Origin of the sequence: Methylorubrum extorquens (genome assembly GCF_024169925.1) — a bacterium.
Lineage (GTDB): Bacteria > Pseudomonadota > Alphaproteobacteria > Rhizobiales > Beijerinckiaceae > Methylobacterium > Methylobacterium extorquens_A.
In genome coordinates, this window is the sequence record NZ_JALJXF010000001.1 from 545,204 (window position 1) to 570,927 (window position 25,724).

General features: G+C 68.0%; 27 protein-coding genes and 1 tRNA gene. 9 read left to right on the forward strand and 19 right to left on the reverse strand.

Translation table 11 applies throughout. The annotated features are described in order from the left end of the window. Nucleotides 1-3 precede the first annotated feature (3 nt). Nucleotides 4-468 (reverse strand): hypothetical protein, encoded by a 465-nt coding sequence (locus tag J2W78_RS02675; protein ID WP_253367783.1) that lies wholly within the window; start codon nucleotides 466-468, stop codon nucleotides 4-6. A gap of 139 nt (nucleotides 469-607) precedes the next feature. Continuing rightward, nucleotides 608-1,381, reverse strand: coding sequence for an alpha/beta fold hydrolase (locus J2W78_RS02680; protein WP_253367785.1), 774 nt, complete (start codon nucleotides 1,379-1,381; stop codon nucleotides 608-610). A gap of 139 nt (nucleotides 1,382-1,520) precedes the next feature. Here J2W78_RS02680 and J2W78_RS02685 point away from each other — a divergent pair, with 139 nt between their 5' ends. Together J2W78_RS02685 and J2W78_RS02690 are read left to right on the forward strand one after the other, a co-directional pair. Next, a complete protein-coding gene (locus J2W78_RS02685) occupies nucleotides 1,521-2,348 on the forward strand; it encodes an FkbM family methyltransferase (protein WP_253367787.1) in 828 nt (275 codons plus the stop codon). A gap of 104 nt (nucleotides 2,349-2,452) precedes the next feature. Then, nucleotides 2,453-2,932 (forward strand): YcxB family protein, encoded by a 480-nt coding sequence (locus tag J2W78_RS02690; RefSeq protein WP_253367789.1) that lies wholly within the window; start codon nucleotides 2,453-2,455, stop codon nucleotides 2,930-2,932. Here J2W78_RS02690 and sfsA read toward each other — a convergent pair. After that, nucleotides 2,904-3,668: a DNA/RNA nuclease SfsA gene (gene sfsA, locus J2W78_RS02695; protein ID WP_253367791.1), complete on the reverse strand. Its 765-nt coding sequence runs from the start codon at nucleotides 3,666-3,668 to the stop codon at nucleotides 2,904-2,906. The genes J2W78_RS02690 and sfsA overlap by 29 nt on opposite strands. An 83-nt stretch (nucleotides 3,669-3,751) precedes the next feature. Between sfsA and J2W78_RS02700 the strand changes: the two genes are divergently transcribed. Next, a complete protein-coding gene (locus tag J2W78_RS02700) occupies nucleotides 3,752-4,504 on the forward strand; it encodes a competence/damage-inducible protein A (RefSeq protein WP_253367793.1) in 753 nt (250 codons plus the stop codon). 111 nt (nucleotides 4,505-4,615) lie between these two features. Then, complete coding sequence (locus tag J2W78_RS02705) at nucleotides 4,616-5,503, forward strand: formate/nitrite transporter family protein (protein WP_253367794.1); 888 nt, start codon at nucleotides 4,616-4,618, stop codon at nucleotides 5,501-5,503. Between the two features lie 107 nt (nucleotides 5,504-5,610). Here the strand turns inward: J2W78_RS02705 and J2W78_RS02710 are convergent, their stop codons facing one another. After that, nucleotides 5,611-6,732 (reverse strand): 2'-deoxycytidine 5'-triphosphate deaminase, encoded by a 1,122-nt coding sequence (locus tag J2W78_RS02710; RefSeq protein WP_253367795.1) that lies wholly within the window; start codon nucleotides 6,730-6,732, stop codon nucleotides 5,611-5,613. After that, nucleotides 6,729-7,181, reverse strand: coding sequence for a hypothetical protein (locus tag J2W78_RS02715; protein ID WP_253367796.1), 453 nt, complete (start codon nucleotides 7,179-7,181; stop codon nucleotides 6,729-6,731). The genes J2W78_RS02710 and J2W78_RS02715 overlap by 4 nt, the downstream gene beginning before the upstream one ends. A gap of 164 nt (nucleotides 7,182-7,345) precedes the next feature. Here J2W78_RS02715 and apaG point away from each other — a divergent pair, with 164 nt between their 5' ends. Genes apaG through J2W78_RS02730 form a run of 3 tightly spaced genes read left to right on the forward strand, consistent with a single transcriptional unit; the run spans nucleotide 7,346 to nucleotide 9,841 of the window. Beyond that, nucleotides 7,346-7,738: a Co2+/Mg2+ efflux protein ApaG gene (gene apaG / locus J2W78_RS02720; RefSeq protein ID WP_253367797.1), complete on the forward strand. Its 393-nt coding sequence runs from the start codon at nucleotides 7,346-7,348 to the stop codon at nucleotides 7,736-7,738. Then, the gene (gene argE / locus J2W78_RS02725) at nucleotides 7,735-8,910 is read left to right on the forward strand and encodes an acetylornithine deacetylase (protein WP_253367802.1); all 1,176 of its coding nucleotides are present in this window, start codon (nucleotides 7,735-7,737) and stop codon (nucleotides 8,908-8,910) included. Before apaG ends, argE begins: the two co-directional genes overlap by 4 nt. A gap of 10 nt (nucleotides 8,911-8,920) precedes the next feature. Further along, nucleotides 8,921-9,841: a bestrophin family protein gene (locus tag J2W78_RS02730; RefSeq protein ID WP_253367804.1), complete on the forward strand. Its 921-nt coding sequence runs from the start codon at nucleotides 8,921-8,923 to the stop codon at nucleotides 9,839-9,841. 284 nt (nucleotides 9,842-10,125) lie between these two features. Here the strand turns inward: J2W78_RS02730 and J2W78_RS02735 are convergent, their stop codons facing one another. The 14 genes from J2W78_RS02735 to J2W78_RS02800 all read right to left on the reverse strand — a co-directional run bounded on the left by J2W78_RS02735 (nucleotide 10,126) and on the right by J2W78_RS02800 (nucleotide 23,767). Continuing rightward, nucleotides 10,126-10,509: a CsbD family protein gene (locus J2W78_RS02735; RefSeq protein WP_253367806.1), complete on the reverse strand. Its 384-nt coding sequence runs from the start codon at nucleotides 10,507-10,509 to the stop codon at nucleotides 10,126-10,128. An 86-nt stretch (nucleotides 10,510-10,595) separates the two neighbouring features. Then, a complete protein-coding gene (locus tag J2W78_RS02740; RefSeq protein WP_253367808.1) occupies nucleotides 10,596-10,799 on the reverse strand; it encodes a CsbD family protein in 204 nt (67 codons plus the stop codon). Nucleotides 10,800-10,887: 88 nt separating this feature from the next. Continuing rightward, entirely contained in the window at nucleotides 10,888-11,799 is a 912-nt protein-coding gene (locus J2W78_RS02745; RefSeq protein WP_253367810.1) for a PhnA-like protein, read from the reverse strand. Between the two features lie 42 nt (nucleotides 11,800-11,841). Further along, nucleotides 11,842-12,183: a CsbD family protein gene (locus J2W78_RS02750; RefSeq protein WP_253367812.1), complete on the reverse strand. Its 342-nt coding sequence runs from the start codon at nucleotides 12,181-12,183 to the stop codon at nucleotides 11,842-11,844. A gap of 58 nt (nucleotides 12,184-12,241) precedes the next feature. Further along, a complete protein-coding gene (locus J2W78_RS02755) occupies nucleotides 12,242-12,397 on the reverse strand; it encodes a CsbD family protein (RefSeq protein WP_253367814.1) in 156 nt (51 codons plus the stop codon). A 95-nt stretch (nucleotides 12,398-12,492) separates the two neighbouring features. Then, nucleotides 12,493-13,953, reverse strand: coding sequence for a helix-turn-helix transcriptional regulator (locus tag J2W78_RS02760; RefSeq protein WP_253367820.1), 1,461 nt, complete (start codon nucleotides 13,951-13,953; stop codon nucleotides 12,493-12,495). A gap of 656 nt (nucleotides 13,954-14,609) precedes the next feature. Next, nucleotides 14,610-14,702, reverse strand: a tRNA-Ser gene (locus J2W78_RS02765). 35 nt (nucleotides 14,703-14,737) lie between these two features. Continuing rightward, a complete protein-coding gene (locus tag J2W78_RS02770) occupies nucleotides 14,738-15,520 on the reverse strand; it encodes a glycosyltransferase family 2 protein (RefSeq protein ID WP_253367822.1) in 783 nt (260 codons plus the stop codon). 60 nt (nucleotides 15,521-15,580) lie between these two features. Next, nucleotides 15,581-17,110: a class I adenylate-forming enzyme family protein gene (locus tag J2W78_RS02775; RefSeq protein ID WP_253367824.1), complete on the reverse strand. Its 1,530-nt coding sequence runs from the start codon at nucleotides 17,108-17,110 to the stop codon at nucleotides 15,581-15,583. A gap of 89 nt (nucleotides 17,111-17,199) precedes the next feature. Then, nucleotides 17,200-17,703 (reverse strand): GNAT family N-acetyltransferase, encoded by a 504-nt coding sequence (locus J2W78_RS02780; RefSeq protein WP_253367826.1) that lies wholly within the window; start codon nucleotides 17,701-17,703, stop codon nucleotides 17,200-17,202. Nucleotides 17,704-17,776: 73 nt separating this feature from the next. Further along, complete coding sequence (locus J2W78_RS02785) at nucleotides 17,777-18,877, reverse strand: microcin C ABC transporter permease YejB (protein WP_253367828.1); 1,101 nt, start codon at nucleotides 18,875-18,877, stop codon at nucleotides 17,777-17,779. A gap of 9 nt (nucleotides 18,878-18,886) precedes the next feature. Next, nucleotides 18,887-20,749 carry an extracellular solute-binding protein gene (locus J2W78_RS02790; protein WP_253367830.1) on the reverse strand — a complete coding sequence of 621 codons (1,863 nt, stop codon included), beginning with the start codon at nucleotides 20,747-20,749 and terminating at the stop codon, nucleotides 18,887-18,889. Beyond that, nucleotides 20,746-22,671 carry an extracellular solute-binding protein gene (locus J2W78_RS02795; protein ID WP_253367832.1) on the reverse strand — a complete coding sequence of 642 codons (1,926 nt, stop codon included), beginning with the start codon at nucleotides 22,669-22,671 and terminating at the stop codon, nucleotides 20,746-20,748. Before J2W78_RS02795 ends, J2W78_RS02790 begins: the two co-directional genes overlap by 4 nt. A gap of 175 nt (nucleotides 22,672-22,846) precedes the next feature. Continuing rightward, nucleotides 22,847-23,767 (reverse strand): c-type cytochrome, encoded by a 921-nt coding sequence (locus tag J2W78_RS02800; RefSeq protein ID WP_253367834.1) that lies wholly within the window; start codon nucleotides 23,765-23,767, stop codon nucleotides 22,847-22,849. Between the two features lie 303 nt (nucleotides 23,768-24,070). On the opposite strand from J2W78_RS02800, the gene J2W78_RS02805 reads away from it, so the two are divergent. Then, entirely contained in the window at nucleotides 24,071-24,814 is a 744-nt protein-coding gene (locus J2W78_RS02805; RefSeq protein WP_253367836.1) for a 3-deoxy-manno-octulosonate cytidylyltransferase, read from the forward strand. 16 nt (nucleotides 24,815-24,830) lie between these two features. After that, nucleotides 24,831-25,688 (forward strand): prephenate dehydratase, encoded by an 858-nt coding sequence (locus tag J2W78_RS02810; protein WP_253367838.1) that lies wholly within the window; start codon nucleotides 24,831-24,833, stop codon nucleotides 25,686-25,688. The last annotated feature ends 36 nt before the right edge of the window (nucleotides 25,689-25,724 follow it).

Here is a 25,724-nt window from a genome sequence, read left to right on the forward strand (position 1 = left end):
CGCTCAGAGCGATCGCACGGCGTCGAGCGACAGCATTCGCGCCGCCGCCCCACATCCGAGAACGCGGAGCGAAACCGGCTTGCCGACGCTCAGCATGGTCTCAAACCACAGCTTGACCGCGCGGTTGGTAGCGCCGTCGAGGTTTCGATCACCGTCCTCGATGTTGATGAAGGTCCGCTGACCGGACCGCACTTCGACGATGATCGACTCGAGATAGAGGCCGTCGCGGCCGAACGCCCGCTTCACGACCCGGCCAGCCATCTTGGCCGGAAGGCAGCCCTCGTCGGTCGAGAGGTTGCTCAAGCCGACGACCTTGCCCGCTTCATAGGTGAGCTTCGGACGCGCCAGGGCTGTGCCACCGAAGACCAGCAGCAGGATCGCCAGGACGATGAGCGCGCTGGCGAGCGCGTCCGCCAAGACCGAGCGAAGGACACCGTCCGCGGCTGTCTGCGAAGTCCGACCCGACATGGCCCATTCCTCAAGAATGGCCAGAGCTTAGGGCCGAATCGGGCTCCGGGCGCAGTCCGTCAAACGATCTACCACCAATAGGTCGTTCGGGCTGGCCAAGGCGCCAAGCGAGACAGGCTCTGCCCCGCGAAACGCGCCGCTACGGACGCTGCTCCAGGAATTCCAGGACGCCCTTGCGGTGCAGCCGGTCGCCCACCGCTGTCGAGTGATCGCGGTTCGGCAGGTCGAGGCCGAGGGCGTTCGGCATCAGCTTGACCAGTTCGGGGCCCGAGCCTGCCACCGTGTCGAGCGTGCCGACCGAGACCAGCGTCGGCGTGTCGATGGCCGAGAGTTCGGCCCGCGACAGGGTCTGACGCGAGGCGCGAATGCAGGCGGCCAGCGCCCGCAGGTCGCTCTTGGTCTGCTCGGCGAAGGTGCGGAAAGAGGCGGCCGTCGGGTTCGGCGCGGGCGCGCCGGGGGGCGCCTCCAGCGCCTCGGCGATACCCTGCGGCAGGCCGCGTCCGTCCACGAGGTTGAAGCCGAGGCCGCCGATCAACAGCGAGCGGACCTCCGCCGGGTAATCGAGCGCCATGTGCGCGGCGATGCGGGCGCCCATGGAATAGCCCATCACGTCCGCCCGCTCGATGCCGAGATGGCGCAGCAGTCGCACCGCGTCGCCGGCCATCTGGTCGGAGGTGTAGGCGCTGGGCTCGTAGAGCTTCTCGCTCTGCCCGTGCCCGCGGTTGTCGAGCGCGATGACGCGGTAGCCGGCCTCGGTCAGGGTGCGGACCCAGAGCGTATTGACCCAGTTCACCGCGTGGTTCGAGGCGAAGCCGTGGATCAGGAGGATGGGAGCGCCGCCGCCGGAGGCGCCTTCCTTGGCCGGCGCGTCGATAAAGGCGATCTGCACGCCGTCGGAGTCGAAGCTCTGCATGCCGATGTCTTCGGGTGCCGGGGCGCCGTTGTCAAAGGCAGCGATCGCGCTTCGTGCGACAACCGACGGTGTTTGGCGTGTCGCGCGCATCGGCGCCTGACTTGCCGCGGCTGCGCCGGGCTGGCATCACCCCGGCACGATGACGGACACCTCGCCCTACGGCACCTACGCACCCACCGGCCTCGTTGCGCGGATCGCGGAGCGCACGCAGAAGCTCCCCGAGCATTCCTGGCGTGCCCGGCGGATGGCGATGTTCCTGCGCCGCCTCGCCATCTCGATGATGCGCGGCCGGCCGCTCGACGTCGAGCGCTACGGCGCGCGGATGCGGCTGCACCCCTACAACAACAACTGCGAGAAGAAGGTGCTCTTCACCCCGCAGTTCTTCGATCCGCAGGAGCGGGCCTTCCTCAAGGAGCGCCTGCGTGAGGATGCGGTGTTCCTCGATATCGGCGCCAACATCGGCGCCTACGCCCTGTTCGTGGCGGGCTTCACCGGCCGGCGGGCGCGCATCCTCGCGGTGGAGCCGCAGCCGGACGTGTTCGACCGACTGACCTTCAACATCGGCCAGAACCCGTTCGGCACGGTGAAGGCCATCGCTTGCGCGGTGGCCGATAAGTCGGGCGAGCTGACGCTGTTCATCGATCCGCGCAACCGCGGCGAGTCGAGCGTGAAGATCGTCGGCACCCACAAGAACGCCACGGTGCGCGTGCCGGCGGTGACGCTGGTGGAGCTGTGCCGCTCGGAGGGGATTGAGCGCATCGACGCGATCAAGCTCGATGTCGAGGGCGCCGAGGATCTGATACTGGAGCCGTTCCTGCGCGATGCGCCGGCCTCCCTTCTCCCGTCGCTGCTCGTCATCGAGAACGGCGCCGACCAGTGGCAGATCGACCTACCCGATCTGCTCCACAAGTACGGCTACCGCCAGATCGCCCGCACGCGGCTCAACCTGATGTTCGAGCGGCATTAAGTTGAAATTTCCGACTTTTGTCTCATTTTATACTGTTGTTCCGCCAAATTGCATGGCACGATGAGGAATGTTTTGCCGATAAAGGTGATTTCTGCGAAATGCCTATGTCAGGTGGCGAAAGGGCAGGGTTCGATAGAATTGGCCCTTTTACTATGAGTAAGGCCGATGCGATCGTTACTAATTTCTTCGGTCGTTTTGGGGGCGGTCCCATATCGATAAAAGCGAAGGTAGTATTCCTTATTATATTAATTTCTGTCTGTGTGGCGCATGGGATTGCATTCGATTTATGGTTTTTGATTTTTGCTGGTTTTATGGCTTTTGCCTTTTCTTTTTTGTTCCCCGCTGCTCACGCGGTCGGCTATGCTGGCAAAATTTGTTCTGTATACTATAAAGACGATGGTATTGGCATAGACGGCTCAGATATCAATATATTGTATAAATGGGATATGATTAAATCATATGTAAAATCAGATCGTGCCTTATACATTTATCTACATGTCGGCGGCGCTATCATTGTCCCTATGCATTCCACGACTGACGAGAACATGAATCGACTCATATCAGTCCTGAAGTCTCATCAATAAACGGGATCGACGACGTATCCGTCGCCAGCGTGAGGACCGGGACGGTCGCATAGATCGCCACACCTGCCGGCCCGACCGCGCAGGTGTAAGCGTAAGCCTCGACCCCCGCCGCCAAAGCCGCCCGAAGCGCGCGGTCGAAGGCCGGATCGATGTCGCGGGCGACGTCGAAGGCGTCGGCCCGCATCTGGATCACCACGATCAGCATCGCCCGTCCGCCCGCGGCGACGACGCCGGCCAGTTCCTCCATGTGGCGGGCCGAGCGGGCGGCCTTGCAATCGGGAAACTCCGCGAGGCCTGCCTGCCGCATCAGGTGGCAGTTTTTGACCTCGACATGGCAGGGCGGGAGGCCGCCGCCGCTCGCCAGGAAATCGACGCGGCTCGCCTTGCCGTAGGCGACTTCCGGCCGAAGCGTCTCGTAGCCGAGTAGAGGCGCGATCTTATTCTCACGAAAGGCCTCGGCGACGAGGGCATTCGGCCTGGCCGTATTGATGCCGACCCATTGCGGCCCGCCGGGGAGCTCCGCCTCCACCAGCTCCCACGAGAATCCGAGCTTTCGCGAAGGATTTGTCGAGGTCGAGAGCAGGACGCGAAATCCTTCCGTGTTCAGCCCCAGCATCGCGCCGGGGTTGGCGCAATGCGCCGTCACCTCCGTGCCGTCGGCCAGCGTCACGTCGGCGAGGAAGCGCTTGTAGCGCCGCACGAGGCGCCCTTCGATCAGGGGAGTGGGGAAACGCATCGCGGGCCGGGGCGGAACGAGGGGCTTTCGCTTTCGCGCATCCGCGCCCTAGCTTCTACCCCGATCATCGCCTCCGAGGCCGCATGCCCAAAAGTTCCTCCTCCCAGAGTTCCGACGTCACCGCCGCCATCCTCGTCATCGGCGACGAGATCCTCTCGGGCCGCACCAAGGACAAGAACATCGGCACCATTGCCGAGGTGCTGACCGAGATCGGCGTGGATCTGCGCGAGGTGCGCATCGTCCCGGACGTGAAGGATGAGATCGTCGCCGCGGTGAACGCGCTGCGGGCGCGCTACACCTATCTCTTCACCTCCGGCGGCATCGGCCCGACCCACGACGACATCACCGCCGATAGCGTGGCGGCGGCGTTCGGCGTCGGCATCGATGTCGATCCGCGGGCCCGCGCCATGCTGCTCGAGCGGCATCGGCCGGAAGACCTCAACGCGGCGCGCCTGCGCATGGCCCGCATCCCCGACGGGGCCGACCTGATCGCCAACCCCGTGTCGAAGGCGCCGGGCTTCCGGCTCGGCAATGTCTTCGTCATGGCCGGCGTGCCGCAGATCATGGCGGCGATGCTCGATGAGATCCGCCCGACGCTGACGGGCAACGCGCCGGTCATCTCCGAGACGATCGAGGCGGGTGCAATCCCCGAGGGCAATTTCGCCGGCGGCCTCACCGAGATCGCTGCCGCGCATGGCGACGTCTCGATCGGCTCCTACCCGTCGATGACGCCGGAGGGGTTCCGCAACCGTATCGTCGTGCGCGGGCGGGACGCGGATGCGGTGGCGGCGGCGCGGGCGGCCGTGGAGGCGTTGCTGGCGGGCCTGCGGTCATAGGCACGTCGCTGCCGGGCTCGCTCTTGCGCTCATGAAATAAATTTCTGCGCGGTGGGAGCACGCAAGCGCTGCCGTACGTTGGGCTGCGACGAGACGACCGCCGAGGGCCGCATGTCCCAGGAATCCCGCACGTACGGAGAGCCGAAACCCCAGGGTGAACCCAAGACTCACGGCTCTCACACACGCGAAAAGGACGACGCCCAAGTCGAGAAGGCTCACCGCCCGGATGCGGTGATCCTGCACGAGATCATCCGGCGCGAGGGCGAGGAGGAGATGCGCCGCACGTGGCTGGCGCTCCTGCTGTCGGGCTTTTCCGCCGGGCTCACCATGGGCTTCTCGCTGATCGTGCCCGGCGTGCTCAAGGGGCATCTGCCGCACGCCCCCTGGGCCGAACTCATCACGAGCATGGGCTACTCGGTCGGCTTCCTCATCGTCGTGCTCGGGCGCCAGCAGCTCTTCACCGAGAACACGGTGACGCCGATTTTGCCGCTCCTCACCGAGAGGACGTTCGCGGCCTTGCTGCGGGTCGTGCGGCTCTGGAGCATCGTCCTCGTCGCCAACATCCTGGCGACGATCGCCATCGCCTCGGTGCTGGCCCATACCGATGCGTTCAAGCCGGAGGTGCGGGAGGCCTTCGTCGAGATCAGCCGTCACACCATCGAGGACCCGTTCTGGACCACGGTGATCAAGGCGGTGTTCGCGGGCTGGCTGATCGCCCTCATGGTGTGGATCCTGCCGGCTACGGGCTCGGCGGCACCGTTCATCATCATCCTGATGACGTGGCTGGTCTCGATGTGCGGGCTCGCCCACATCGTCGCCGGCTCGGTCGATGCCTATTACCTCGTCGCCACCGGCGAGATCGATTTTTCGAAGTATGTCACCGGCTTCTTCGTCCCGACGCTGGTCGGCAACATCGTCGGCGGTGTGACCCTGGTCTCGGTGCTCAACTTCGGTCAGGTGGCGCCGGATATGGAGGAGCACGAGCGCGTCGGCGCCTGAAGCTTCGAGGGCAGCGCCGGTTTTACGCCTATGCCGCAAGGCTGGGGCATTCAGCAACGTTTTGCCGATGCGCTGGCGCGTCGACGCCCCCGGACGCGGTGGATCGATCAGGCCGCGGGCGGCTCCGGCTCACTGGCGAAATGCTTCGAGAGCTTCAGTCCCTGCGCCTGGTAGTTCGAGCCGGCACCCGCGGCGCCGTAGAGGGTCGCGGGCCGTTCCAGCATGCGCTCGTAGACGAGGCGGCCGACGATCTGGCCGTCTTCCAGGAGGAACGGCACGTCGCGCGAGCGCACTTCGAGCACTGCGCGGGCGCCGGCCCCGCCCGCTTCGCTGAGGCCGAAGCCCGGATCGAAGAAGCCGGCATAGTGGACGCGGAACTCGCCGACGAGGGGATCGAACGGCACCATCTCGGCCGCGTGGTCGGCCGGCACCCGCACCGCCTCCTTAGAGGCCAGGATGTAGAACTGGCCGGGATCGAGGATCAGCGTGCGGCTGCCGTCGGCCGGCAGCGGCTCCCAGAAGTCGCGGGTGCGGTGGCCGCGCGGCCGGTCCACATCGATCAAGCCGGTATGGCGCTTGGCCCGGTAGCCGATCAGCCCGTCGAAGCCGGCGAGATCGACCGAGACCGGCACGCCGCCCTGAAGCGAGGGCGATGCGATATCGATCAGCGGGTCGCTGGCGTGGAGCGCGGCGAGTTCCACCTCCCGCAGCCGCGGGTCGCCCTGGCGGAAGCGGATCTGCGACAGGCGCGAGCCGGTCCGGACCCGCACCGGGAAGGTTCGCGGCGAGATTTCGGCGTAGAGCTGGCCGGCATAGCCCGCCTCGATCTGGTCGAAGGCGCTGGCCCGGTCGGTGATGACGCGGGTGAACACATCGATACGCCCGGTCGAGCTTTTCGGGTTGGCGCTGGCGCTGAGATCGGGGGGGAGCGCCAGAGTTTCCTGCAACTCGGCGATGTAGACGCAGCCCGTCTCCAGGACGGCGCCCTGCGTCAGGTCGATCTCGTGCAGCGCGAAAGCCTCGACACAGGTCGCGACCGAGCGTCCGCTGCCGGGCAGGAAGCTCGTGCGCACCCGGTAGGCGCGGCTGCCGAGCCGCAGGTCGAGGCTCGCGGGCTGGATCTGGTCGGCGGCGTAGGCTGTCGCGGGGCGGATCGCCCCGGCCTGCGTCAGCGCCGTGATGGCCTGCGCCGGCAGGATACCGGACGCTGCCGGCACGTCTGCGCTCATCGTCCCGTCCCCTCGCCTTTGCGTTTGGCCTCGTCCGCCGCGCGCTCCGCCGCCTCGATCGCGAAGACCATCCGCGCCAGCGCAAGCCGCGCGACGGCGCCCATCGCCACGAGTCCGGCGAGCGCGCTCGCCATCAGCGGAAAAAGCGCGGGCCGCAAGCCGGCCGAGACAGCCGCCACGATCGCGGCAATCCACGCCGCATTCCCGAGCGCGAGCATCGGCGAGGGAAGGCCGCGGATCTCAGTCTCCACGCCCGTCCGCTGTCGAACGGCCCGAGCCGCGATCCGTGCGGCGGTATCGAGGCCGAGCGCCATCACGAGCGCGAGCGCCGGCCACCGGTTCTGAGCCGGGTCCCACCACGCGAAGGCGAGGGCGAGAGTGAGCATCAGGAGGGAGCCGAGAGCCGGCCCCGCCGCCAAGAGCGGTCGATCGGGCCGCGCAGCCGTCACGGCTCCCTCGAATTCTCCCCGGTGCGAAGCGTTCGGCACGTGGTCTCCGGCCTCCGCTCACCGTAGGATACCGTGATTGACGAGGTTTCTGGCGCCACGTACCACGGCGCGTCGCAGATGTCGCGATGCGGCCTGCGCGCCGTCCACGGAGATGCTTTCACGCGATGTACAAGGCCGAGACGCGCGGCATCATGGTGACGGTGGAGCCCCGATTCGTCGAGGAGGAGTCCTCGCCGGGCGAGAGCCGCTACTTCTTTGCCTACACGGTCGAGATCGTGAACAACGGCAGCGAACAGGTGCAGCTTCGCTCGCGCCATTGGCGGATCATCGACGGACGTGGCGCTTGCCAGGAGGTGCGCGGCGCGGGCGTCGTCGGCAAGCAGCCGGTTCTCGAGCCGGGCGAATCGTTCAGTTACACCAGTGGCTGCCCCCTCACCACGCCGGACGGCCTGATGGCCGGCAGCTACACGATGTCCACGGTCGGTGGGGAGAGCTTCGAGGCGGAGATCCCGGCCTTCTCGCTGGATTCGCCCCATCTGCGTCGCGTCGTCCATTGACGACGCCGGCCGGCGCTACCCGCCTGACACCGCTGGAGCTTCTGGAGCGGCTCGTCGCGTTCGACACGGAGAGTTCCAAGTCGAACCTCGCGCTGATCGACTTCGTGGCCGGCTATCTCGATGGCTGGGGCGTGCCCCATATCCGGGTGCCGAACGCGACCGGTGACAAGGCCGCCCTGTTCGCCACCCTCGGGCCGATGACCGACGGCGGCGTCGTGCTCTCCGGCCATACCGACGTGGTGCCGGTGACGGGTCAGGCCTGGACCTCCGATCCGTTCCGCCTCCGCGTCGCCGACGGACGGGCCTACGGCCGCGGCGCCGTGGACATGAAGGGGTTCGACGCCCTCGCGCTCGCAATGGTGCCGGCGGCGCTGGAAGCCGGGCTGACACGGCCGATCCACATCCTGCTCTCCTACGACGAGGAGACCACCTGCCTCGGGGTCGCCGACACCATCGCCCGCTTCGGCGCGGACCTGCCGCGCCCAGGCGCCGTGATCGTCGGCGAGCCGACGGAGATGCAGGTCGCGGACGCACACAAGAGCGTGGTAACCTACAACACCACGGTGCACGGCCACGCGGCCCATTCGGCCAAGCCCGGGCTCGGCGCCAATGCGGTGATGGCGGCCGCCGACCTCATCGCCGAACTGAACCGCATCGCCGACGCCATGGTCGCCCGCGGCGACGCCTCCGGCCGGTTCGACCCGCCGAACACCACTGTCCATGTCGGCGTGATCGAGGGCGGCACCGCCCGCAACATCCTGCCGAAGCTCTGCACCTTCCTGTGGGAGTTCCGCGGACTGCCCGATCTCGACATGGCCGAGATCCCCGCCCTGTTCACATGGGCCTGCGAACGGGTGACCCGCGAACGCCTCAACCGCTACGGCGAATTCGGGCGTATCGCGACGGTCGAGGAGGTCTCCGTGCCGGGGCTCGCGCCCGATCCGGGCTCGGAGGCCGAGCGGCTGGCTCTGCGGCTCGCCGGCCGAAACGCGACGATCACCGTGCCCTACGCCACCGAGGCCGGGCGCTTCCAGCGGGCCGGCATCCCCACCGTGGTGTGCGGGCCGGGTTCGATCGATCAGGCGCATCAGCCCGACGAGTTCATCACCCTCGACGAGCTCACCCGTGGCGAGGCCTTCATGCGCCGGCTGGTCGCGGCCTGCGCCGGCTGAGACACACGCCATGATCGTCCGCCCCCGCCCCGGCCTGCTGACGATCCTGTTCGCCATGCGCGGTTCGATCCTGCCGAAGGTCGCGCCTCAGGTCATCGTGATCGCCGCGCTCTCCTTCCTCGTGGTGGCGATCGAGCAGCGGCACCCGGCTTGGTTTCCGATCACGGCCGGCATCGGGCCCTTTACGTTGGTCGGGCTCGCGCTCTCGATCTTCCTGAGCTTTCGCAACGGCGCCTGCTACGATCGCTGGTGGGAGGCGCGGCGGGCCTGGGGTAACCTGATCGTCGAGTTGCGCGGCCTCGCGCGGCTGCTGCCGGCGCTGTTGCCGGAACCCGAACACGAGGCCCTGCGCCGCCGTTGCCTGCGCAGAGGGGCCGGCTTCGCCCATGCTCTGCACGCCCGCCTGCGCGGGCTCGACGAAGCCGAGGCGCTCGCCCCCTGGCTGACCTCGGAAGAACTTTCGACCCTCGGGCAAAGGCCGAGCGGGGCCGACGCGGCGCTGACGGGACTGACGCGGGATCTCGCCGGGGCTGCGAAAGCCGGCGCGCTGAGCGATGTGCTGTTCGTGAGCCTGGAGCACAAGATCGCCAGCCTCTCCGCGATCCAGGCGACCTGCGAGCGCATTCACGGCACGCCGCTGCCCTTCGCCTACACGCTGCTGCTGTATCGGACCGCCTGGCTCTACTGCCTACTGCTGCCGTTCGGGCTCGCCGGCTCGCTCGGCTGGTCCACCCCGATCGTCGCCGCGCTCGTGGCCTATGCGTTCTTCGGCCTCGACGCGCTCGGCGACGAGCTGGAGGAGCCGTTCGGCACCGACGCCAACGACCTGCCCCTCGACACCCTGCTGCACACCGCCGATGCGGCGATCCTCGATGCCCTAGGCGAGATCGGACGCGAGGCACCGAAGGCCGACCGGTTCATGCTGCGATAGCCGCACGTCCCCAGAGTATGTCGCCGGAGGGACGGTCGCTGGACCGAGGGGTTCATCGGAGGCCGGCCCATGTGAACGACCGGGGCCGAATGACCGGCCAAGGTCGCGGCGCGGGCGAACTCGACCGGTCAGGGTTTCTCCTCCTGTTCCGGAGGCTCAGCGCCTATGACGCGTCGGAGTCGTGGCCCGGCCGGTGAGCCGGCGGCTGACGAAGGCGATGACCCTCGGCAGAACGAGGGCGGTTAGAAGCTTGCGGATCATGGTTGTCTCCCGAATTGCGGCGTTCAGCGCGACGGACGTGCGAGCCAGCCCAGCGTGAAGGCGGCGGCGGCGATGCCGAGCAGGGTCGAGGTGCGGTTGGCATCGGCGTAGCGGACGGCCCGGCGACCGTAATCCCGGCCGCGGCGGCGGGCCTCGCCGGCATGACGGCGCCCATCCTGAATCAGGTCATTGGCCCGCTCGCGTGCAGCATCGGCGAAGTGTTCGCCGTCGCGGGCGAGATCTTCGATGCGGTCGCGGGCGCTGCCGTAGGCGTACTGCGCTCCTCCGGCCACCTGATTCGCGGCACCGCGCACTTGGCGGACCGGATCACCGGTGACGCCGCCGAGCGCGGTCTGGGCGCGGCCCTTGATGTGACGGGACGCGCCGCGGAACTGATCGCGGTTCATGGCTCTCTCCGAATGACGGGTGGGAAGGGCGAAGGGGGAAAGGGGGGGCCGGCTCGGCCGGCCCCGCCCAGGGATCGACTCCGGGATCAGTGCTTGCCGGTGACCTTGTCGGCGAGGTTCTTGGCACCGTCCTTGACGTCGCCGACCGTCTTCTGAGCCTCGCCCTTCAACTCCTGGGCCTTGCCCTCGGCCACGAGCTTGTCGTTACCGGTCACGTTGCCGATGCCCTGCTTGACGTTGCCGGTCGCCTCGTTGGCCAGGCCCTTGATCTTGTCGGTCGTGCTGCTCATCGGATGCTCTCCTTTTGGCGGTAGGGGTTCACCGGCAGCGCCGGTCGTTGGGGGCTCCCGCCGGTGGCGGGAGCCGAGGGGAGGGTGATCAGACGCGGCGAGCGTCGTAGGCGCCGACGAAGGTCGCGGGCTTCGGAGCGCCGAGGCGTCCGCCGAAGAAGGCAGCGAGTGCGCCGAGGATCAGCGCCAGGGCCGCGTAGAAGGCGCCCTGAGTGGCGGCGGACTTGGCGGCGACGGCGGCGGCTTCAGCCTTCTGCTTGGCCGTGGCGACGGCCTGCTCGTACTGCTTCTCGTAACCGTCGATCTGCGCCTTGGCTTGGTCGGGCGCGATGCCCTGCGCCTTGGCGAGTGCATCGGCGGCACGGGCTTTAGCCTGCTCCTTCTGGGCCGGGTCGCCCGACAGGACCGCGCGGACTGCCGCGACGGCCGCATCACGGGCGGCTTGCGGATCCTGGCCGGCGGCCTGCTCGCGAACCTTCTGCTCGATGCCGTCGAGCGGGTTGGAGATCTTCGACAGCGAGGGTGCCGCGGCCTGGGCCGCGGTCTGCACCGTGCCGCCGACGAGGTTGCCGGCGCCGCCGAGCGCGCCCGAAACCGTGCCGAGCGCACCGCCGACGAGGCCGCTCGCAGCCGAGGTGATGAGGTACAGAACCACCAGCGTGGTCACCGCCCAGGCGACGAGGCCGTGCAGGGCGGCCACGCCGGGCAGCGGCTTGCCGGAGAGGCGGCCGGCGATGAGACCGCCAGCGAGCGAAGCGACGATGCCGGAGACCACGAACCACAGCCCCGCACCGAGCGAGAACGTGGAGGCGGCGGGATTGTCGGCGGCGTTGGTGCCGACGGAGGCCAAGCCGACGCCCACCCCGACGAGGTTCAGGACGACCTGGGTCACGAGGGCGGTCACGGCGCCGGCGAAGATGGCGCCCCAGGACACCTCGTTGAGCAGCACGGCCCGCGTATCGCCGGCGGCGACGGGGGAAAGGCCTGTAGTTGTGGTCACGCAATTACTCCGGTGGTCAGAGAAGTCGGAAGAAGGGAGGTGTCAGAGCCGGCTGACGAGAAGGCCCAGGCCGAAGCCGACGGCGGCAGCAATGAGAAGCGAGGTGCCCGGCGCCTCGGAGACGTACCCGCCGACATCGCGGGATCCGTCGCGCAGGTAGCGGCGGCCCTGGCTGTAGGCGTCCTCGGCGTATTCGGAGACCTCGTCGGCGGCGTGCCGGACAGCGTCCTTGGCCTGCCCGTAGAGGTTCTCGGCGGAGCCTTGCGCTTCGCGGAAGCGGCCCTCGGCGGAGTCGTTCTTCGAGCCGGTCAGGTCGCCGACCGCGCCCTGAAGCTTGCCGCCGATTTCCTTCGCGGCTCCCGTGATCCTATCCGTATCGACCATGTCATTCTCCTTGTGTTGTTGATGAGCCGGCACGCGGATGTGCCGGATGACCTTCGCGTCATTCGCCGTGCGCTGCCGCCTTGGACGGCTGCACTTGGCGCTTCTGCGCCTTGCCCTCGGCTTCGATGCGGGCATCACCCGTCAACTTGCCGATGGCTTCCTTGACCAAAGCCTTGGCTTCGGTGGTGGATCTCGATTTCACGCGGTCGGTCACGGGCACCTCGCGAGTGATTGGGAAAAATCCGGTCGACTAGAGATGTCTGCTCGCGCCCAACGATCAATAGTATCGACGTACCGGTAGATCGGTTTTTATGTACCGGAAGCGTGAAGCGGGAAGCCGTTCTCGCGTCCCCAGATCACGGCCTCCGCCCGTTTGTGGACGCCGAGCTTGCGGTAGAGGGCGGCACCGTGGTTCCGGACGGTGTTGCGGGAAAGGTTGAGGCGCTTGGCGATGGCGTCATCATCAAGGCCGGTGCAGATCAGGTTCAGGATCTGACGCTCGCGCAGGGTGAGGATCGGGCTCGCACCATCGCGGTCGTGGCCGCTGGGCTGGCGCAGGTTGGCAAGCTTTTCGATGAGCCCGCGGCTGAACCAGGAGGTGTCGGCCATCACCGCCTCGATCGCCTCGAACAGTTCGCGCTCGCCGCGCTTACGCTCGGTGATGTCCTGCAGGACGAGCAAAGCGAAGGTCTCCTCGCCGATCTCGACGCGCTCGGCGGAGACGAGGCAATCGAGTTCCGATCCGTCCTGATGACGCAGGCACACTTCCTGCCCGGGGACGAAACCGGTGCGCCCGACCGCTTCCTCGAACCGCTCGCGGGCTGTCTGTGCAAGCCACAGCCCGGTCTCGGATAGTGAGCGCCCGACCACGCTTTCGCTGCCGTAGCCGAACACACGGGTGAACGCGTCGTTGATGCTGGTCACCGTGAAGCCATCCAGGCGCGCCAGCAGCGTCGGCACCGGGGTCAGCCGGAACGCCGTGGCGAAGCGCTCCTCGCTCTGCCGGAGCGCGGTCTCGGCCTTCCGGCGAAGTTCGAGGTCGGCGAAGGTGAACAGCATGCAGGGCTCTTCGCCCATCTCGATGGGCTGGCCCGCGACGATGACGAAACGCGAACCGCCATCGGGCAGCTCGAGGCAGGCTTCCATCTGCGGGATGGTGCCGCCCTCGTTCAGGCGCGAAACGGCCAGGTCGCGGTTGCGGGCACCGGCCAGCACATCGACCTCGTAGACGCTGCGCCCGATGACGGCATCACGGACATGGCCTGTCATTTCCAGGAAGCCCGCGTTCACCTTGACGTGGCGCAGATCGGACAACCGGGTAATGATTGCGGGCGCCGGGTTTGCGTTGAAGGTCTTCTCGAAGCGGTCCTCGGCCTCGAACTGGTCCGACACGTCCTTGAGGATCAGGGCAAGGCAACTCGGCTTGCCGTCGCGGTCGGTGGCGACCAGGCTTCGGAGCGAATGAACGAAGTACATGTCCGGGCGGCCGGGCTGCCGGACCTCGACAACGACATCGTGAAAGCGTTCGCCTGCGACCACCCGTTCAATCGGATAAGGCTCGGGTGCCCGATTGTTGCGGTAGCGCAGGGCAAATCGCTCACGGTAGGCATCGACGGTCGCGCCGAGGGCGTCGAGGGTGTCGACGTCGTGCATGGCAAGCGCGGCCTCGTTGGCGTAGGCGATGGTCTGGTCAGGCTCGACCAGGATCACGCCTTCGCTCAGGCCGGCGATGATCTGCCGAAGTTCATGCCTGTCGACATCCGCCGTCACGCCCGCGTCGCTCCCTCTCGCACCCAACTGCCAAGTCGGCAGTGGTGCTCAAACGGATTGCGCGCAAAGCGGTTCCGAACTGAATCTAGTAATTTGAGATCATGCCACTGATCCGTGTGGACAGTGCCCCTGGTTCAGGCCGACGTCTGGCGCCAGACCCTGGTGCCGCGAGCACCTCCGCCGAACCGTCCGTCCAAGCGCAGTCCGGATGCACCGAACGTATGATCCTGCCCCGTCGAATCGGTCCACGCCGATCGCCGGTTTTTCAGGCATCCTGACGCGTGAGGGAGGGTGAATGCCATACCTCGCAATCGCGTCCTGAACGAACAGACCGCCCCCGCCCGGCCGCAGCCCAAGCGTCTCGACCAGCCTCGCGAAATCTGAAAGCGTGAACGAGGGCTATCAACGCCTCATGAGCGAAATCACGGCACGGGATCTGCCGAACTGATTGCAGCACCGCAGCAATCCGGAGCATGCCAACTTGAAGTCGGATGGCGGAGCACACCTGCAAGGTGCTCGGCGACGTTCTGTCGGTCCCGCCCAGCCATCGCCCAGGCTTTTTCGCAGCGGCGTTCCGCGGGACAAATCGGTGACAAGCCGATTTTAGGCGCAAACCTGTCCGCTGTTCATCAACATGTTTTGCGGGCTGGTAGGGGTGGCGGAGACGGAGGGATTCGAACCCTCGATACCCTTATTAGGGGTATGCTCATTTAGCAAACGAGTGCCTTCAGCCTCTCGGCCACGTCTCCACTGCGCTTGGCTGTAGAAGCTCCGGCGGGACGGGTCAACCCGGTCGGCGCGGGGTTGTGACACGGCGCTCGTAATGCTTGGCCACCCGTAGATGGCGCGAGATCGCGTAGTTCATCGCCGTGAGGAAGCCGTAGGCGCCGCGGACGAAGTGGCGCCGGCCGAAATAGGCCTTCAGGAAGTTGCCCGGCAGTTCCACGTAGAGGCGCCAAGCCGGGATCGTGACGCCGCGGGCGTCGAGGTCGTCGGCCTGCTGGTCGGAATAGCGGTTGAGCTTGGCGAGCTGGTCACCCAGCGAGCGCACCGAGAAATGGTGGATGCGCCCTTTGATCCGCCCCGTGGTGACGCCGGGCCCGAGTACCACCCGATCGTGGACCGGGGAGGTGGAGTAGGTGCTCAAATCCCGCCGGTAGAGCCGCACGGGGGTCAGCACATAGGCCCAGGGGTGGGGCCGTGTCTCGCCCGGAAAAATCTCGGCGATGGCAATGGACCATGCGGCGTGCGCGGGCTCGCCGTGGGCGAAGACGGCGCGGATCTGGTCGGCGAGATCGGGCGGCACCACCTCGTCGGCGTCGAGGTTGAGCACCCAAGCGTGGCGGCACTGGCCTTCCGCGAAGCGTTTCTGCCGGCCGTAGCCCGGCCAGTCGTTGTGGATCACCCGAGCGCCCAGCGAGGCCGCGAGCGCCTGTGTCCCGTCGGTCGAACCGGAATCGACCACGACGATGTCGTCGGCGAGATCACGCACCGCCGCGAGGGTCGCGCCGATGCGGTCGGCCTCGTTCTTGACGATGATGAAGACGGAGAACGGAAGCGGGGCCATGGGTCTCGATACGTGCGGCGCCATCGCTGTACCGGCCGGATTTCGCGCGAACAAGCGCGGCTATCCGGCGGCCTCCGCCAGACGCTTGCGCTGAACCTTGCCGTTGGCGGTGCGGGGCAGCGCCTCGACGAAGCGGATGGCGCGCGGTGCCTTGTAGGCGGCCAGCCGCTCGCCGCACCACGCAATGAGCCCGTCGGCGTCGGGCTCGGCGCCGGGGCGCAGAACCACGAAGGCGGCGATGACCCGCAGATCCGCGCGGACGGCCAGTTCCGTCACACCGACCTCGGCAATGTCGGGATGGCCCGCCAACACGCCCTCCACCTCGACGGGCGAGACACGGTAGCCCATGGCGTTCATCAGGTCGTCGTTGCGGCCGTGGAACCAGAGGTAGCCGTCGGCATCGAAGCTCGCGAGGTCGCCGCCGGCAAACCATTCGCCGCGTAGTACCGCCGCCTCTTCCTCCGGCCGCTGCCAGTAACCGAGCATCAGGCCGGGATCGGAGCGGTGGATCGCCAGCAGGCCGGTCTCGCCCGGCGGCAGCGGTTCGGGCGGCCCGTCGGCGGGCAGGATCGCGACGTGGCGACCCGGTTGAGGTCGGCCGGGCGAACCGGGGCGAACGGGGATGGTCGGGCCGCTCGACACGTAGGTCGAGATCTCGCTCATGCCGAGCGCCTCGTAGAGAGGCTTGCCCGTGGCCTCCGTCCAGGCGTCGAGGAGGTCGGCCGAGAGCGCCTCGCCGGCGGTGACGCCGTGGCGCAGGCGGGAGAGATCGTGCTCGGCGAGGTCGGCGTATTTGAGGATCTGGCGGTAGACGCTCGGCACCGCCGCGAAGATCGTCGCGCCCTGCTCGGCGATCAGGCGGGGCCAGATCCCGCGGTCGCGGGGGCCGTTATAGAGCACCGTCGTCGCGCCACAGGCCCAGGGGTCGGTGATGCCGACGCCCAGCGTGTAGGTCCAATTCATCGTGCCGGCATGCAGCATCACGTCGGATTCGGTGAGGCCGAGCCAATGCGCATGCATCGGTCGGCGGCCCCAGACGGCGCGGTGGGCGTGGAGCACGCCTTTCGGGCGGCTCGTGGTGCCGGAGGTGTAGACGAGGGTCGCCGGATCGTCGGCGGCGGTGTCGGCGTAGTCGGCGAGCGGCTCGCCCGCCTTCATCGCCGCGATTGTCTCGGAGTCGAGCGGGATGCAATTCGTCGGCGGCGCGCCACAGAATCCTTCGCCGGTCACCACGGCGGCGACGCCGGCATTCTCCATCAGGAAGGCGGCTTCGTCGGCCGTCAGTTGCGGCGAGGAGGGAAGGGCGACGAGCCCGGCGGCCAGCGCACCGAAATAGACCAGCACGTAGTCGGCCTCGTTGCCCATGCGGATCATCACCCGGTCGCCGGCCTTCAGCCCGAGACCGAGCAGCCCCGCCGCGATGCCGCGCACCGCCCGGTCGGCTTGCGCATAGGTGAGGCGGCTGACGGTACCGCCGTCACCGACCATGATCAGAGCGGTCTTATCGCCGCGCAGGCGAGCGTTTTCCGCGAGGCAGTAGCGGGCGGCGTTGAAGCGGAGTGGGGGCTGGCGGTCGTCGATGCTCGGCACGGCGGGCGTTTCCGGTGATTTTGGTGTTTGCCCTGGTGTCCGATCCTCGATCCCGGCGGTCAAGCGCGGCCTGTTCGTCGCGAGCCGCACTATCCGCGCGGTGACCGGATCGTGCCGGAGAGGCCGGCGCTCGCCCCGTCCTTGAGTTCGAGCCAGAGGAAGCGCGCGGGATCGACCGGCCCCGGCAGGGTGAGCCGGCCCGCGGGCACGGGCAGGAAGCCGAAGCGGCGGTAATAGGGCGCATCGCCGACAAGGACGACGAGGCCGTGGCCGGCCATGCGGGCGGCGTCGAGGCTTGCCTGCATCAGGCTCGTGCCGATTCCGCGGTCGGAGAAGCTCGGATCGACGGTGAGCGGCCCGAGCACGAGGAGCGAGCTGCCCTGCGTCTCGGCCGGCCCGATCCGCACCGAGCCGACGAGATAGGTGCCGACGAGCGCCGTCAGGCAGAGATCGGGCAGGGGGGCTGCGCCCTCGCGCAGGCGGTAGGCGGTGCGGGCGAAGCGGCCGGGGCCGAAGGCACGGGCGTGCAGCCGCTCGATCGCCGCGGCGTCGTCCGGGTGCTCGGGTCGGATGACGAGGGGGAGGGCGGTCACGGGTGGCGTCCGGCGAGCGAGGTCTGCCCGGCCGATAGCAGCCAGCCGGGTAGCCGGCAAACCGAGGCCTTGGTCAGGCGCCCCGCGCCGAGAAATCGATGCGCGGATCGATCCAGGTGTAGGTGAGGTCGGAGAGCAGGTTCACCGCGAGCCCAAGCAGGGAGAAGATGTAGAGCGTGGCGAACACCACCGGATAGTCGCGGCCGACGATGGAGGAGAAGGACAGGAGCCCGAGCCCGTCGAGTGAGAAGATCGTCTCGATCAGCAGCGAGCCGGTGAAGAAGGCGGTGATGAAGGCGCCGGGAAAGCCGGCGATGACGATGAGCATCGCGTTGCGGAAGACGTGGCCGTAGAGGACGCGCCGCTCGCTCACGCCCTTCATGCGGGCGGTGACGACGTATTGCTTGCGGATCTCGTCGAGGAACGAGTTCTTGGTCAGCAGCGTCGAGGTGGCGAAGGCACCGAGCACCAGGGCGGAGAGCGGCAGCACGAGGTGCCACGCATAGTCCAAGGCCTTGCCCCAGAGGCTCAAGGACTCGAAATTCTCGGAGGTGAGGCCGCGCAGCGGGAAGATCTGCAAGAAGGAGCCGCCCGCGAACAGGATCACCAGCAGGATGCCGAACAGGAAGCTCGGGATCGCGTAGCCGACGATGACGACGGCCGAGGTCCAGACGTCGAAGCGCGAACCGTCGGAGACCGCCTTGCGGATGCCGAGCGGGATCGAGATCGCGTAGGAGATCAGCGTCATCCACAGGCCGAGCGAGATCGAGACCGGGAGCTTCTCCTTGATCAGGTCCAGCACCGAGACATCGCGGAAGTAGCTGCGGCCGAAATCGAAGCGCAGATAGTCCCACAGCATCTTGCCGAAGCGCTCGTAGGCGGGCTTGTCGAAGCCGAACTGCGCTTCGAGTTTCTTGATGAAGGCCGGGTCGAGCCCCTGCGCGCCGCGGTACTTCGAGGATTCACCGCTGCCACCACGGACCGCCCCGCCGCCGAGGTCGCCCTGGCCGCCGGTGATGCGCGAGAGCGAGCCTTCCTGCTGGCCCTGGAGCTGGGCGAGCACCCGCTCCACCGGCCCACCGGGGGCGAACTGGATGATGGCGAAGGTGATGAGCATGATCCCGAAGATCGTCGGGATCATCAGCGCGATGCGGCGCAGGATGTAGGCGAGCATGCTTGATCCTCAGCCCCGGCCGATCCGGCGCGCCTTGGCCTCGTCGTACCACCACAGGCCCGGCACGCCGAGCCCGTAGGTCGGCAGCTTCGCCGGGCGGCCGAACACGTCCCACAGGGCGAGGCGGTACTCGGGCGAGTACCACATCGGGATCCAGTAGCGGCCGGCCCGCATCACCCGGTCGAGGGCGCGGCAGGCCACCGCGAGGTTTGCGCGCGAATCCGCGTTGGCGATGCGGTCGAGCAGCGCGTCGATCGCCGGATCGCTGATGCCGGCGAGGTTGTTGGAGCCGGGGATCGCCGCCGCACGCGAGCCGTAGGCCTCGCGCAGCTCCGGCCCCGGCGTCGCATCGCCCGAGGCGGCGCGGGAGGTGATGTCGAAGTCGAAGTCGCGCACCCGCGCCTGATACTGCGCGGCATCGACCGCCCGCTGGCGCGCCTTGATGCCGATCAGCCCGAGATTGCGGATGAAGGGCTGGACGATCGGCTCCCAGACCGAATCCGAAACGAGGAACTCGAGCTCGATTGGCTTGCCGCTCGGCAGCCGGAGGGCGCCGCCCTCGCGGGTGCAGCCCGCCTCCTTGAGCAGAGCCACGGCGCGGGCGAGCAGCGCCCGGTCCTGCCCCGAGCCGTCCGGCACCGGGGGCGTCCAGGCCTCGCCGAAAACCTCGGCCGGCACCTGCCCGCTGAGGGGTTCGAGCAGCGCCAGCTCCTCCGCCGAGGGCTTGCCCGTCGCCATCAGGTCGGTCTTCTGGAAGAACGAGACGGTGCGCTCGTAGGAGCCGAACATCGCCGTGCGGTTGGTCCAGGGGAAGTCGAAGCAGAGGCCGATCGCCTCGCGCACGCGGGGATCCTTGAACACCTCGCGGCGGGTGTTGAAGAACCAGCCCTGGATGTTGGCGGGCGAGGTGTCGGGCAGGGTCTCGCGCTTGACGCGGCCCTCGCGCGCGGCGGGAAAATCGTATCCCGCCGCCCAGATCCGCGAGGTGAATTCCTGGCGGTAGGTGTAAGCGCCGCCCTTGAACGCCTCGAACGCCACCTGCCGATCGCGGAAATACTCGTAGCGGAGCTGATCGAAGTTGTTCTGCCCGACCATCACCGGCAGATCCGCCGCCCAGTAATCGGTGACGCGCTCCAACTCGATGAAGCGGCCGATGTCGAGCCGCCCGACCTGATACGGGCCGGAGCCGAGCAGCGGCTTGAGGGTCTGGGCCTCGAAGTCGCGCCCCTCGAAGAACTTGGCCGAGAAGATCGGCAGTCCGGCGACGATCAGCGGCAGGTCGCGGCTACGACCGGGGGCGAAGCGGACCACCAGGGTCTCGTCGCCCTCGGCGATCGCCTCCGCGACATCGCGGATCACCTGCGCGATCGTCGGGTGGCCCTTCTCCTTGAGGATGGTGAGGGAGAAGGCCGCGTCCCGCGCGGTCAGGGGCGAACCATCGTGAAAGTGCGCCTGCGGGCGAAGAGCGAAGCGGTAGGTCAGGCCGTCGGGGCTGATCTCGACCGAGCGGGCGAGGAGGCCGTAGAGCGCGTCCGGCTCGTCGAGCGCGCGCACCATCAGGCTGTCGAAGGTGAGATTGATGCCGGCCGCGCCGTTGCCGCGGAAGACGTAGGGGTTGAGCGTGTCGAAGGTGTCGAACGCCTGATTGCCGAAGGTCTGGACGAGATGGGTCGCGAAGCGCCCGCCGCGCGGCGCCATCGGGTTCACGTAGTCGAAGTTCGGGAAGTCCGGCGCGTATTTCAGCTCGCCGAAGCTTGATAGGCCGTGAGTCTTGCGCACTTCCTCGGCGCGGGCCGAACAGGGCAGGGCGCCCGCGAGTGCCAGCACCCCCGAGCCGAGGACGACGCTCCGGCGGGTCGCGCCCGCGCTCATCGCGGCGCCCCCGTCTTGGCGGCGAGCGCCTCGTCGTACCACCACGTCGTCGGGAAGCCGGAAGCGCCGTATTTCGGCAGCACCGCCGGGCGGCCGAAGCGGTTCCAGCGCAGCGTCCGCGTGACCGGCGAGGACCATTGCGGCACCATGAAATGGTGGGCGAGCAGCGCCCGGTCGAGGGCGTGCGTGGCGGCGACCAGGGTCTCGCGGTCGCCAGCGAAGATCAGCTTCTCGATCAGCGCGTCGATGCCGGCATCCTTGATCCCGGCGATGTTGCGCGAGCCGGGCTTGTCGGCCGCCGCCGAGCCCCAGTACTCGCGCTGCTCGTTGCCGGGCGACAGCGATTCCGGCCAGTTCGAGGTCGTGATGTCGAAATCGAAGCTTCGCAGGCGGTTCTGGTACTGCGCCTGATCGATCACTCGGATCGAGGACTCGATGCCGATCAGCTTGAGCTGCGCGGCGTAGGGCAGGATCACCCGCTCGAACACGTTCTGGAATTCGAGGAACTCGACGGTCAGCGGCTCGCCGGTCGCCTTGGCGACCATCCGGCCGCCCTTCAGCTCGTAGCCGGCCTCACGCAGCAGGCCGACCGCCTTGCGCAGGTTGGCCCGCGCGGCCTCGGGCGTGTCGTTGACGGGGTTGGTGTAGGTCTCGGTGAAGACGCTGGCCGGCAGTTTGTCCTTCACGCTCTCCAGGATCACCTTTTCGATCCCGTCGGGCAGGCCCGACGAGGCGAGGTCCGAGCCGTAGAAGTAGGAATCGATCCGGCTGTAGAGGCCGTAGAAGAGCTGCCGGTTCATCTCCTCGAAGTTCAGGGCGAGGTTGAAGGCGCGGCGCACGCGCTCGTCCTTGAACTTGTCCCGGCGCAGGTTGAACACGAACGCCTGCATGATGCCGGTGCCGCGGCCGGGGAACTCTTCCTTGATGAGGCGTCCCTCCTTCACCGCCGGGAAGTCGTCGTAGACGGTGGCCCAGTTGCGGGCGATGTTCTCGCTGCGGAAATCGTAGAGGTCGCCCTTCAGCGCCTCCAGCAGCACCGACCCGTCGCGGAAATACTCGAAGCGGACCGTACCGAAATTGTTGCGGCCGCGGTTCACCGGCAGGTCCTTGCCCCAGTAATCGGCCACCCGCTCGTAGACGGCCGAACGGCCGGCATCGACCTTGGTTAGCCGATAGGGGCCCGAACCGAGCGGGATTTCCAGAGTCGTTTCGGTGGCGCTGCGCGGCTTGCCGGCCTTGTCGGTGCCGGTCCACCAGTGCTTCGGCAGCACCTGCATCTGGCCGAGCACCTGCGGCAGCTCGCGGTTGCCGGCCTCGCTGAAGCGGAAGACGACTTCGCGTTCGGCACCCGGCTCGGCCTTGGCCACGGTGTGGTAGTAGGCGGCGTAGAACGGGCTGTTGGCCTTCAGGGTGTCGAAGGACCAGATCACGTCCTCGACGGTGACCGGCTTGCCGTCATGCCAGCGCGCATTCGGCCGTAGGCGATAGGTCACCGACTGGCCGTCCTCGGCGATCCGCACGCCCTCGGCGAGGAGCCCGTAGGAAGAGAACGGCTCGTCGCCGGAATCCTCCATCAGCGTGTCGTAGATCTGGGTGATCCCGCCTTCGAGATCCCCCTTCAGGCCGTTGACGATGAAGTTGAGGTTGTCGAAGCCGCCCTGGGCCCCGAGCCGCACCATGCCGCCGACCGGTGCCTTGGGGTCGGCATAGTCGAAATGTGGGAAGTCCGGCCCGTATTTCGGCTCGCCGAGCAGAGTCAGCGCGTGGCGCCAGGAACCCGAACCCTTGCCGGGTGCCTCCTGCGCCGAGACCTTCGAGGCGGATTCGGCGGGCTCCTGGGCCGAGGCGGAGCCTCGCAGCCCCATGAGGACGAGCGCTCCGGCAAGGAAGCTGCGGCGGGCAATTACGGTGGTTTCCGTCACGTTGGCGCGGTCTCCCGATCCCGTGAGAGGTCAGTCGGGCGTCGTTCTAGGACGAGGCCGGGGCCGGCGCCAACCCGCCGCGAGCGCGCAGGCCGTGCAGCCGGGGGTGCGACATGGAAAAGGCCGGGCTTTGCGGGGCCCGGCCTTTTCACAACAATCCGCTTTCCGTTTCGCCTTACGGCTTGGGCGCCTCGGGATCGGCCTTGGCCGGCGGCTCGGTGGCCGGCGTGGACTCGGAGCCGGGCTCCGCCTTGGTCGGGATATCGCCCGAGGGCTTCGCCTCGGGGGCCTGCGTCGGGGCAACCTCGTTGCGCTGCGGCTGGGTCTGCGGTGCGGGGACCGGGCGGGCCGTGTCCTTGCCGTCGCCGGACTGCGTGTCGCCCTTCGGCGCGTTGGTCTTGGGCGCCTTGTCCTTGTCGCCGGTCGCACTCTCGACCGGCCGCTCCTCGGACTTGCCGGGTGCCTTGCCGTCGGCCTTCTTGTCCTCGGTCTTGCCTTCCGCCGGCTTGGCGGCTTCCGCCTTCTTGTCACCCTCAGGTGCCGCCTCGGCCTTCTTCTCGGCGGCCGGCAGCGGCTTCGGGCTGTCGGCGAGGCTACGCAGATAGGCGATGACGTTGGCGCGGTCCGTCGGCGAGCCGATGCCGGCGAACGCCATCTTCGTGCCCTTCACGTAGCCCTTCGGGTTCTCGAGGAAGTGGTCGAGATCCTCGTAGGTCCACGTGCCGCCCTTCTCCTTGAGCGCGGCGGAGTATTCGAAGCTGGCGGCATGCGCCTTCTCGCGCTCCACGATCTCCCAGAGATCCGGGCCGACCTTGTTGGGGCCGCCCTTCTCGAAGCTGTGGCAGGCTTGGCAGGCCTTGGTGCCGCCTTTGCCCTTGTCGGCATCGGCGCTGGCGAGCCGCACGGCGATGGGCTCGGCCTTCGGCGCTTCCGCTGCCGCGCCGCCGCTCTTCGGCTCCGGCTCGGGCAAGGGGTAGCCGGCGCTTCCGGCGGGCTTCGGGTGATAGATCAGCTCCGCAACGAAGCCCGACCCGACCGCGAACAGGAGGGCACCCAGGACCGCGCCCGCGACCTTGTTCAGCTCGAAGGAATCCATGCTCGACAGCTCCGGCGCGCGGGATCAGGACCCGGCGGATGAGGGCCCGACGGGCAGACGCCGGACTTTGGAGGATTTCAAGGGTGATTAGCCGCTCGGGCCCGATCTTGACAATGGGCCATGCGCGCTGCGCGCTGTCGCACACCGCTATTCGTCACACGCTTCGCGCGAGCGGGCATTTTCGTTGCAGCTCTGCCGCACCGCGACGGGGGACGCCCTGCCATGACAAGCCGGACGGCCGCTGCTAGAGCGCTCCCGCGCGCTCAAATTTCTTCCGCCCCAGTTCGTCCGACCTCTGAGGCCATGTCCGATCCCCTGATCCTGATTCCGGCCCGCCTCGCCGCGACCCGGTTGCCGTCGAAGCCGCTCGCCGACATCGCGGGCGTGCCGATGATCGTGCATGTCTGGCGCCGCGCGGTGGAGGCGGGGATCGGCCCCGTGGTGGTCGCCACTGATACGGACGCGATCGCCGAGGCGATCGAGGCCCAGGGCGGGCTGGCGGTGATGACCCGGCCCGACCACCCTTCCGGCTCGGATCGTCTCGCGGAAGCGCTTGAGATCGTCGATCCCGACGGCAACCACGATGTCGTCGTCAACGTCCAGGGCGACCTGCCGACCATCGACCCGGCGATCATCGCCGCATCCGTGATGCCGCTTGCCGACCCGCAGGTCGACATCGCCACCCTCTGCGCGGTGATCCACCGGCCCGAGGAGATGGACGATCCCAACGTGGTCAAGATCATCGGCCACACGGTGGGACCCAACCGCCTGCGCGCTCTGGCCTTTACCCGCGCCCGCGCCCCTTGGGGCGACGGGCCGCTGTTCCACCATATCGGCCTCTACGCTTATCGCCGGAAGGCGCTCGCCCGCTTCGTCGCCCTGCCGCAGGGCGAGCTGGAGAAGCGCGAGAAGCTGGAGCAGTTGCGCGCGCTGGAGGCCGGCATGCGCATCGATGCGATGATCGTCGAGGATCTGCCGCTCGGCGTCGACACCCCCGCCGACCTCGAGCGCGCCCGCACGCTGCTCGCCATCCGCCGCCTGAACTGAACGCGCTAGAGCACCGATGACCGACCGCACCATTGCCTACCAGGGCGAGCCCGGCGCCAACTCGCACATCATCTGCTCGCAGGCCTATCCCGGCTGGACCGCTCTGCCCTGCGCCACCTTCGAGGACGCCTTCGCCGCGGTGAACGAGGGCAAGGCGAGCCTCGCGATGATCCCGATCGAGAACTCGATCGCAGGCCGGGTCGCCGACATCCACCACCTGATCCCGACCTCTCGGCTGCACATCATCGCCGAGCACTTCCTGCCGATCCACTTCCAGCTCATGGCCCTGCCGGGCGTCGGCGCGGAGCGGCTGACGAGCGTGCACAGCCATATCCACGCGCTCGGCCAGTGCCGCCGGATCATCCGGCGGCTCGGCCTCAAGGCGGTGGTGGCCGGCGACACGGCGGGCGCGGCCCGCGAGGTGGCGGAGGCGCGCGATCCCAGCCGCGCGGCGCTCGCGCCGGCTATGGCGGCCGAGGTCTACGGCCTCGACATCCTGGAGCGCGACGTCGAGGACGAGGCGCACAACACCACGCGCTTCGTCGTGTTCTCGCCCGACCCCGCCGAGTGCGAGCCCGGCAACGGCCCGACGGTGACCAGCTTCATCTTCCGGGTCCGCAACATCCCGGCGGCGCTCTACAAAGCGCTCGGCGGGTTCGCGACCAACGGCGTCAACATGTCGAAGCTCGAGAGCTACATGGTCGAGGGCCAGTTCACCGCGACCCAGTTCTACGCCGAGGTTGATGGCCACCCCGAGGATGACGGCCTGCGCCGGGCCCTCGAAGAGCTGCGCTACTTCTCGAAGGAGCTGCGCATCATCGGCACCTACCCGGCTCACCCGTTTCGCGAGACGACGCGGCAGGCGGCGGAATAGCCAGAGCGCATACGAAAAAGGCCGGCACAGGGGTGC